General features: G+C 43.7%; 7 protein-coding genes and 1 pseudogene. All 8 read right to left on the bottom strand.

Annotated elements, in window-relative coordinates:
• Window positions 1–237 precede the first annotated feature (237 nt).
• Window positions 238–1,107: a ketose-bisphosphate aldolase gene (locus ACZ25G_RS03585; RefSeq protein WP_191510219.1), complete on the bottom strand. Its 870-nt coding sequence runs from the start codon at window positions 1,105–1,107 to the stop codon at window positions 238–240.
• Window positions 1,108–1,197: 90 nt separating this feature from the next.
• A complete protein-coding gene (locus tag ACZ25G_RS03580; protein ID WP_191483231.1) occupies window positions 1,198–2,079 on the bottom strand; it encodes a class II fructose-bisphosphate aldolase in 882 nt (293 codons plus the stop codon).
• A 191-nt stretch (window positions 2,080–2,270) separates the two neighbouring features.
• On the bottom strand, window positions 2,271–3,767 hold the full coding sequence (locus ACZ25G_RS03575) for an FGGY-family carbohydrate kinase (RefSeq protein ID WP_463681567.1): 1,497 nt from the start codon (window positions 3,765–3,767) through the stop codon (window positions 2,271–2,273).
• 14 nt (window positions 3,768–3,781) lie between these two features.
• The gene (locus ACZ25G_RS03570; RefSeq protein ID WP_463681566.1) at window positions 3,782–5,275 is read right to left on the bottom strand and encodes an FGGY-family carbohydrate kinase; all 1,494 of its coding nucleotides are present in this window, start codon (window positions 5,273–5,275) and stop codon (window positions 3,782–3,784) included.
• A gap of 15 nt (window positions 5,276–5,290) precedes the next feature.
• A complete protein-coding gene (locus ACZ25G_RS03565; protein ID WP_463681565.1) occupies window positions 5,291–6,799 on the bottom strand; it encodes an FGGY-family carbohydrate kinase in 1,509 nt (502 codons plus the stop codon).
• Between the two features lie 205 nt (window positions 6,800–7,004).
• On the bottom strand, window positions 7,005–8,213 hold the full coding sequence (locus tag ACZ25G_RS03560; protein ID WP_191482276.1) for an aspartate kinase: 1,209 nt from the start codon (window positions 8,211–8,213) through the stop codon (window positions 7,005–7,007).
• Between the two features lie 13 nt (window positions 8,214–8,226).
• Window positions 8,227–9,126 carry a homoserine kinase gene (gene thrB, locus ACZ25G_RS03555; RefSeq protein ID WP_463681564.1) on the bottom strand — a complete coding sequence of 300 codons (900 nt, stop codon included), beginning with the start codon at window positions 9,124–9,126 and terminating at the stop codon, window positions 8,227–8,229.
• 55 nt (window positions 9,127–9,181) lie between these two features.
• Window positions 9,182–9,662, bottom strand: a pseudogene (locus tag ACZ25G_RS03550) (homoserine dehydrogenase); the annotation flags it as partial.

The raw sequence follows: 9,662 nt of genomic DNA, 5'->3' as shown, positions 1-9,662 counted from the left end.
TGGTTTTACCTAATAATATCGGATAGCTGTGACAATGTCAATCCCTGAGATATCCCCAAACTTTTGCCATGATATTTGTGCATGTCTACTTTATCATTAAATTTTGATGAAATAAAAAGGGAAATCCAATATAAGAACTTGCTCTTTTACGGTTTAGGGTACTGTAATAGGTTCGTTTATCCAGATAAAAACAATAAAAAGCCCGGCGGAAATTTTCCGCCGGGCTTTTTATTGTTTTTATCTATTCATGAATACTTTCATTGCTTCCATGGCATTTTCTTGCATATATTTAAGACCAAGATTGGAAATGATCTGGAAGCCGACCAAATCATCTGCATTTTTAATATAGTCAGCAATATGAGGAGACGGTGCTGTTGCCATATAAGTATAATAATTGATCTTTCTAATTCCGTTACTAATAGCCGATTGGAAGCCTTCGGGGCTAACGCCGGAGCCACCATGCATGACAAGACCAACATTCTCAGGAATAACCTCTTGGACCTTTGCAACAACATTGGTGTCCAACTTCGGTTTTGTCCGATAAAAGCCATGAACCGTGCCAAAAGAAATCGCCAAAGCGTCACACTGTGTCTCCTCACAGAAGCGGGCAGCTTCAGAAGGATCAGTATATAGATCTTCCGGTTTGTAATCTACAACATTACCATCAGCATCTAAAGTACCAGCTTCTTTATTGGGCATCTTACCCAACTCTGCTTCGACTGTCATCCCCATCTTATGAGCAAAGGTGACAAATTCTTTTACATTGGCAATATTCTCCTCATAAGGCATTGCAGAGCAATCATACATTACTGAGGGGAACCCAACACGAACAGCTCTCCACAACATAGAGGGCGAAACACCATGATCCAGATGACAGCAAACCGGGACCTTCGCTTTGCGAGCATAATCGAGCATTACAGGACCAATATCTTCAATTTTTGTAAACCACTCATGTCCTTCTGCATGATCCAAAATAACGGGACAATTCATTTCTTCCGCTGCCGCTATAACAGCACGAACGGCCTCAAATGTCGGTGTATTAAAAGCGCCAACGGCATAATTTCCCTTTTTGGCATCTTTAAAGAGCTCAGCCAAATTTACTAACATTTCTATCTCTCCTTGTCATAAGTATTCAGATCCAGTATCGTCCATTTGTATTTAATCTGTTGAGAACGATTCCCAAGTTGAGAAATCCAATTAGTCTTTGTTTAAGAAAACCTTAATTGCTGCCATGCATTTCTCTTTCATAATTTCATAACCCATCTGGGCAATATTCTCAAAATAAATAGGATCTTTGCTGCCTTCAATCGTCTTTAGAATTTCAGGAGCAGGCGCTGTAGTCATTGCGGTGTAATAATTGATCTTTCTCACACCATGATTAATAGCATCTCTAACCTGTGCAGCATCAACACCAGAACCACCATGCATGACAAGGGAGGTATGGGGAGTTTTCTCTTTAATCGCTTTAAGTCTCTCGATATCCAGGTTGGGCTTTGCTACATACTTTCCGTGAACAGTTCCAAAGGAAACGGTCAGTGCATCAACACCAGTCCTTTCGCAGAATTCTCCCGCTTCATTAGGTCTAGTGAAGAACTCACTTAACGGGATGTCGTCTGTTCTCGCAGTATTCCAACCAATGGTCATACCTTTACCGGGCATATTGGCTGGCATTTCATTGATCATAGCTTCAACTGAAACACCGATGCTATGCGCAATCTTTACAAATTTCGAAGTCTTTTCAACGTTAGTTTCAAAATCATAAGCAGACATATCATACATAATCGAAGTAAAGCCAGCCCTAATGGCACGAAGTACAAAATCATCTGTCAGGCCGTGATCGATATGTACAGCTACAGGAACGGTCGCTTTTTTGGCATACTCAATCATCAATGGGCCAATAACGTCAATATCAACTACTCCCTGATCTCCCTCTGCATGGTTAATCATAACCGGAGAATTCATTTCTTGCGCGGCATCAATAACTGCTTTTAAGGTTTCCAGGGTCGGAGTATTGAAGCCACCGACAGCATAGTTGCCTTTTTCGGCGTCTTTCAATATGTCTGCAAAATTCACTAACATTTTCATTACTCCTTATCTTTAGATTTTTTGCCAGTCCTATCGGCACAAATCATTTCACATCGCCAACAAAGACTAAGTTCATTATACTTTTTTCACTTAATAAGTGCAATATTATTTTATAAAGTTTTGATATAATTTATATACAAACATCTTAATTCAAACTTTAGCAATTTAAACAAACATGTCTGTACTTATTTCATTATTTTCAAATAACTGCTGTACATTTTTTTATATTTTTCATAATATTGATCATAGATTTTTGACTTTTCAGGATTCGGCACATAAGTCTTACCTAAACGGATAAGATGGTCTGCAGCTTCCTGCAAATCTTTATATTTTCCCAATGCCACACCGGTCAACATGATGCAGCCGATAGTTCCAGCCTCCGCATTTTTTAGCGCAGTAAAGGATTTTCCTGTCACATCCGCTTTGATCTGTAACCATACAGGACTTTTGGCTCCGCCGCCTCCTGCCCTAAATTCATCGATACGAATTCCTTCTCCCTCCAAAAGATCATAGAAGGTACGCATTTCGTAGGCCAGTCCTTCCATCAATCCTTTATAGATATCAATCGGCTTTGTTTCCAATGAGACATTGAGCATAGCAGCTCTTGCATGGGGATTGTGATCCGGCGTTCCTGTTCCAGCAAAATGCGGGGTAATTAGAAGTCCACTGGGAGCATCTTTTACTTGCTTGTCCAACTCATAATAAATATCCTTTCCTTCTTTCTTTGCCAGTTCATATTCATACCTTGCAATCGTATCCCGGAACCATTGGAGCAGCACACCACCAGTTGCCGTTTCTGTATAGGAATAATAAGCCCCCTTGACAGCATGGGGTACAGTGGGGATGGTGTTTTTTAGCAAAAACTCATCTGGCTGGAATTTCTCTACAAACATGGTGGAAACATGAATAGTTCCCGTAACATCACAACAAATTCCTGGACGGAGCACACCTGACCCTACAGCACAACAAGCCTGATCATGCCCACCTGTGCACACCCTAGTGTCCAGGGAGAGCCCCAACTCATTAGCAAGCTCTTCCTTCACAGGTCCAACAATTGTTCCAGAGGGCACTGGAGTGGAAAACTTTGCTGGATCAATTCCAGCAGCGTCGCAGATCTCTCTGGACCAAGTTAGACTACGAATATCAAGCGCCATGGTACGCGCAGCCAAGGAATAGCTGATCATCCTCCGGCCTGTTAACTGATAAATGATAAAATCCTCAATGAGAGGTAATTTATCCGCACGATCATATATATCGGTATGTCGTTTGAGCCACATTAATTTGCATACAGAAAAAAAGGTTGCAGGTGCAACACCAGTAATCTCCATGATTCTAGCTTCTCCACCCATTTTTTCTGTGAGCTCTTTCATCTCTTCTTCCCCACGGCAATCAGTGTAGATAATTCCGCGTCCGATGATATTGTCATCGCGATCCATCGGAATTGCCATTTCTCCTAGGGAATCTACACCAAAGGCTTCAATCTTCTGATCAGGGCATTGAGCAGCCGCGTTTTTTATCACCTGTTTGACTGCATTCCAAATGTCATTTCCATCTAACTCGTGATATCCGCCTTCCCTTTTGGCTTCATAAGCGCAGTAATCGGTACCGCAGACTTCTCCACTATCATCCATAATCGTAAACTTGCAGCCGCTAGTGCCGATGTCAAGTCCTGCAATTGCCATTTTATTTTCCCCCTTTATTTCATGATCCAATCTACAGCACCGCTGATCCTTTTATACTTTTCATACAGTTCATTGTAGATCGCATGTCGCTTCGGATCGGGTTCATAGGTGCGGCTAAGTTTAACATAAGTTTTTGCCGCATCTTTCAGATCCTTGTGTTTGCCAAGAGCCACACTAGCAAGCATGACACATGCCACAGTTCCGGTTTCGCTATTTTTCAATGCCTGAAACTTACGCCCTGTCACATCTGCCTTGATCTGCAGCCATACAGGGCTTTTGGCTCCGCCGCCCGATGCATGAACATGGCGGATTTCAATTCCTCCACTTTCCAGAATATCGTAAAAATGGCGGATCTCAAAAGCAAGGCCTTCCATTAATCCTTTATAGATATCAATCGGCTTAGTCTCCAATGACAATCCCCAAAAAGATGCTTTCTGCCCTGGTCCCTCCATAGCCCCTGTATCTGCAAAAAATGGTGTAATGAGTAAACCTGTAGGCTCTGGTGATGCCATAGCATCCAACATCTGGTAAACATCTTTTCCTTGCTCTTTGGCAATTTGTTTTTCCATGCGGCCTAGGTTATCACGGAACCACTGTAAAAGCACACCACCAGCACCAATACCCCAAAAATAAAGGTGGGCATCAGGTAAAGCGTGGGGCACAAAACTAAAATAATGCTGGATCATAAAATCCATGGGGAGCAAATCCCTAGAATAAAAAGTATTGTTTTGGGTTGTACCTGTGCCCTCCATGCACACATAGTCTTCAACAACTCCAGCTCCCAGCGCACAACAGGCCTGGTCATGACCCCCGGTACAAACAACCGTGTCTGGAGAAAGTCCCAATTCCTGTGCTAAGGCTGGTTTTACAGTACCGACAATCGTACCAGCTGGAACTGGCGTCGAAAACTTCCGGTAATCTATCCCTGCCGCATCCATAACCTCATGAGACCATGTCATGGTGTTGACATCGAGGCCCAAAGTCCGCATAGCGGAAGAATATGCAACTTTTCTTTCACCAGTAAACAGATAGGTGGCAAAGTCCTCCATAAGCAAAATTTTATCCGCCCTATCGACTATGTCACTGTGTTTTTTCATCCACATCAGCTTACACAGAGTATACATGGAGCGGGGTACCGTACCGGTGATCTCTGTCATTCTCTTCTCTCCACCCATTAGGCGAACCAATTCCAGACATTCTTCCTGGCCCCGGCTGTCAGTGTAAATTATCCCTCCGCCAATGATATGATCATCCTTATCCAAAAGTGCCACTGTTTCACCCAAAGTAGTAACTGCAAATGCTTCTACTTTTTCCTCTGGACACTGGGCCGTTGCATTTTTTATCACACGTTTAACGGAATTCCAGACCTCTTCACAATCCAATTCGTGATGACCGCCCTCCCGTTTTGCTTCATAGGGGCAATAATCCTTTCCCAACACATTGCTTTGTTCATCCAGAATGGTAAATTTGCATCCACTGGTACCAATATCGAGTCCTGCTAAAGCCATAAGGGTGACCTCCTCTTATTTCGCAATTTCGTCCCACAGCAGATCGTCCACAATAGAGCCAAGCCTGCGGAACCTCTGATAGAATTTTTCGTATTCCTGATGACGCTGCATGTTGGGCCGATATGTTTTTCCGGCCTTTACATAATTTTTCGCCGCATCTTTTAAGTCTTTATATTTACCAAGTGCGACGCCACTAAGCAATATGCAGCCGATGGTTCCCGCCTCACTATTTTGGAGAGCTGTATATTCACGGTCGGTGATATCTGCTTTCAGCTGCAACCAAACCGGACTTTTCGAGCCCCCACCTGTAGCAAGCACGGAATGGATAGGGATCCCCTGTTCTTCCAGCAAATCAAAAAGCATCCTCTGTCGGAATGCAAGGCTTTCCATCAAACCTTTATAAATATCGGCAGATGTAGTTTCTAAAGTGACACCCAGAAATAGTCCCTGCCGTTGGACTCTACCCAACTGATTATATCCAGCAAAATCTGGAAGGATAACGAGCCCAGATGGTCCCTGGCGTACCTTTTCATCCATATACTGAAAAAAGTCTTTTTGCTGTTCCGCCACAATTTCTTTTTCATATTTCCCTAATTGGTCCCGGTACCACTGCAAGAGCAGACCGCCTACAGACGCTGCATCAAATATGTAGTGTCCCCAGGGAAGAGATCCAGGCAAAAGGCTTAGGTAATTATCCAGCATCAGTTGAGTGGAAATGGGCTGGGGTGAAAAGACAATATTGCATTGACATGTTCCTGTCACATCCAGACAAACTCCGCCCTCAAATATCCCAGAGCCAATGGCACAGCAGGTCTGATCCATGCCTCCAGTACACACTTTCGTCTCCGGCGAAAGGCCTAATGCGTGGGCAAGGGAGGTCTTCACTGTACCCGCAATCGTTCCTCCAGGCGCTACAGGAGAAAACAAGTGTTTATCTATTCCAGCAGCGTCAAACACCTCATCTGACCACTGATAGGTACTAACATCAAGCGCCATGGTCCGTGCCGCAGAGGAATAACTAAGCAGCCGTTTTCCCGTTAAAAAATAAATGAGAAGATCTTCCGTCAACAAAATTTTTTTCGTTCTACTATAGATATCCGTATGGTTTTTTAGCCACATTACTTTATTGATGGTAAAAATGCATCGCGGGACCATACCGGTAACTTCAACAACACGCTCAGGTCCGCCCAGCTTTTCTGTGATCTCACCGCATTCTCTTATACCGCGCGTATCTGTACACAGGGTGCCTTTCCCAATAATCTGGTCATTTTCATCCAAGGGAAAAGCACTCTCGCCTAATGTGGTTACAGCAAAAGCCTCTACTGTAACATCAGGACACTGGGCCGTCGAACGACGAATCACATCCTGGACCGCTTCCCAAATTTCATTTCCATCCAGTTCATGACATCCGCCTTCACGGATCGCTTCATAGGAATGATAGGCAGTTCCAAGAATTTGCCCCTGCTCATCCATAATGGTAAATTTGCAACCACTTGTCCCAACATCAAGTCCTGCCAGTGCCATAAAACCTCACCGCCAATGAAAATATGTAATGACTATATTATATATCCTCAAAAAAAGTAATGCAATCATGTTTAGATAATTAATTCAAACCCGTTAAGTTTTTATATAAAGTGACGAAAAAGCTCTTGTTCGTTTTTGACATCCTCCTCAAAAAGTGAATGAAAAAGCCGCGCATTGTTTGCGCGGCTTTTCTCAAAATTTTTCTTTAGTCATGGATAAACGCATCATGAATTACGTTGAGAGCTTTCTCAGAATCATTGATATCAATCAAGATAGAAATTTTAATTTCACTAGTTGAGATCATCTGAATGTTGATATTGGCCTCGCCTAGCGCTTCAAACATTTTAGAGGCAACTCCAGGATTGGATTGCATTCCAGCACCCACCAAAGAAATCTTAGAAATATTTTCTTCACAGACAATGTCCTCGGCTCCGATGCTCTTCATATGCTCGTGAAGCGCATCCAATGCTGCCTGTTTATGGGAACGGGAGACTGTAAAACTGATGTCTTTGGTCCCATGGCGTCCAATAGACTGAAGGATAATATCCACATTAATCTTTTTTGCCGCCAGCAAGGAAAATAGCTTAAATGCAATACCCGGCTTATCCGGAAGTCCTACCACCGAAATACGCGCCACATCATTATCCCTCGCTACACCTCTAATCAACATCTTTTCCATGCTGACAACCTCCTTTACAATCGTACCCGGTCTTTTCACAAGGCTAGACCGCACCTCAAGGTTTACATTATATTTTTTAGCCATTTCAACGGAACGGTTATGGAGTACCTGAGCGCCTAAAGACGCAAGCTCCAACATTTCGTCAAAGGAAATTTCTTCTAATTTCTGAGCATTTTTCACAATTCGTGGATCAGCTGTATACACACCCTCCACATCGGTATAGATTTGGCACAAATCCGCATTCAGAACTGCGGCTAATGCTACGGCACTAGTATCAGATCCACCACGTCCTAGGGTGGTAATATCATCGTATCGATTAATCCCCTGGAAGCCTGCCACTACCACAATGTTCTTTTTTGCAAACTCATTTTCGATCCGCTCTTTATTGATTCGGCGGATTCTTGCGGTACCATGGGTAGAATCCGTGAGAAATCCTGCCTGCCATCCTGTTAAAGAGACCACCGGACAACCAATCTTTTCGATAGCCATAGCAAGCAACGAAACTGACATCTGCTCGCCACAGGCAAGAAGCATATCCATCTCTCGTTTTGAGGCATTCTCATTGATTTCTGCCGCTTTTTCGATGAGATCATCAGTCGTATCGCCCTGCGCAGAAACGACTACGATGACATTGTTCCCTTTCTGATATGTATCGGTGACAATTCTGGCGACATTGAATACCCTCTCGGCATTGGCTACAGAACTGCCGCCAAACTTTTGTACAATCAGACTCATTGCTTTCCCTCCGTCAAATATTAGCTAATATCTGTGTACCTAGATTATCTATCATCATCTTTTTTATTTCCCAACTCTGATGGCCTAGATGATCCAGCCCTTTTCGCGCTTCCGCTTCAAAGGATTCAGCCATTTTTTCATCAACAATAGCCATTAAGGTGGATCCTGCGCCGCTAATGTAGGCTGCATATGCTCCCAGGTCATAGGCGAGCTGGAACACCTTATCGCCGTCTTTAATTAGCCCTAAACGATAAGGCTGATGGAGCCGGTCCTGTGCTGCAATCCGTAAATTCTGAAATTTTCCACTGTAAAGAGACACCGACATAAGCGCAGCTCGAGAAAGGTTAAAAACCCCATCTTTGTGAGCAATGGTCTGAGGAAGAGCGGCTCTCGCCATCTCTGTACTCATCTCAAAGTCAGGAATAAATGCGAAGAAACGAAGTTTCTCAGTAATCTCCTGTTTTACGCAGTAAACTTTACCCTCATCAATAACCGCCGTGACAAGCCCACCCAAAATTGCTGGTGTGGAATTATCCGGATGTCCTTCCATAACGGCGGCAAAATTCACAAGCTCATCCTGACTCAGCGGGTTTCCCATGAGCTCATTTGCACCAAACAAACCACCTACGATGCAAGCGGAACTACTACCCAACCCTCTTGTCATTGGTATGTTGTTTTCCTGCTCAATGTGCAACCCAGTAAAGGGTTTTCCGCAAATTTCGAATAAATGCTTGGCAGTTTTATAAACTAGGTTATTTTCTCCTGTGGGGATGACGGTGTGATCTTTCGATTCGATCTCTATCCCGTCGATCTGCTCCATATAAATATAATTGTACAGATTCAGCGCCAGTCCCAGGCTATCGAAGCCCGAGCCAATATTTGCACTGGTAGCTGGAATTCTGATTTTGATCAATCAAGTTCACCTGCTCTATCAAGTTCTTTTTAAGTTGTCTGACCTCTCTTGGACATTAATAATCAAGAACACGAATCCTTCCAAGGACATCGAAGCCAGACGCTTTCAGAGCCTTGATTCCTTCTTCAGCTTTGGCTTCCTTAATAATGCCGGTGACGACTCCGATTTCTCCCTCTAAGGAAGCCACCTTCAGCTCCTCAACTTCGCCGAACAATTCCTGTACCTTCTGCAAAGCTTTCGCCTTATCATCACACTTTATACGTAAGTAAAAAGCAATTTCGGTCTGCAGGTAATCGAGGACACCATCATCCGCTTCATCTACCCAGAATGGTGATTTATAGACTCCCCAGTTTTTCACGCAGTCGATAACATCGGCAACTACTGCCGACGCCGTAGGCAGTTTTCCTGCACCTTTTCCATAGAAGACGACATCTCCGGTGGCATCTCCACGAACTAAAATGCCGTTGAATACATCACTGACGCTGGCAAGCTGGCTTTCATGGGAAACCATGGCAGGGCTAACCATAATGGTTACC

Source organism: Zongyangia sp., from assembly GCF_965361945.1.
The sequence above is the reverse complement of the archived record's forward strand: the minus strand, read 5'-3'. Positions and strand labels throughout refer to the sequence as shown.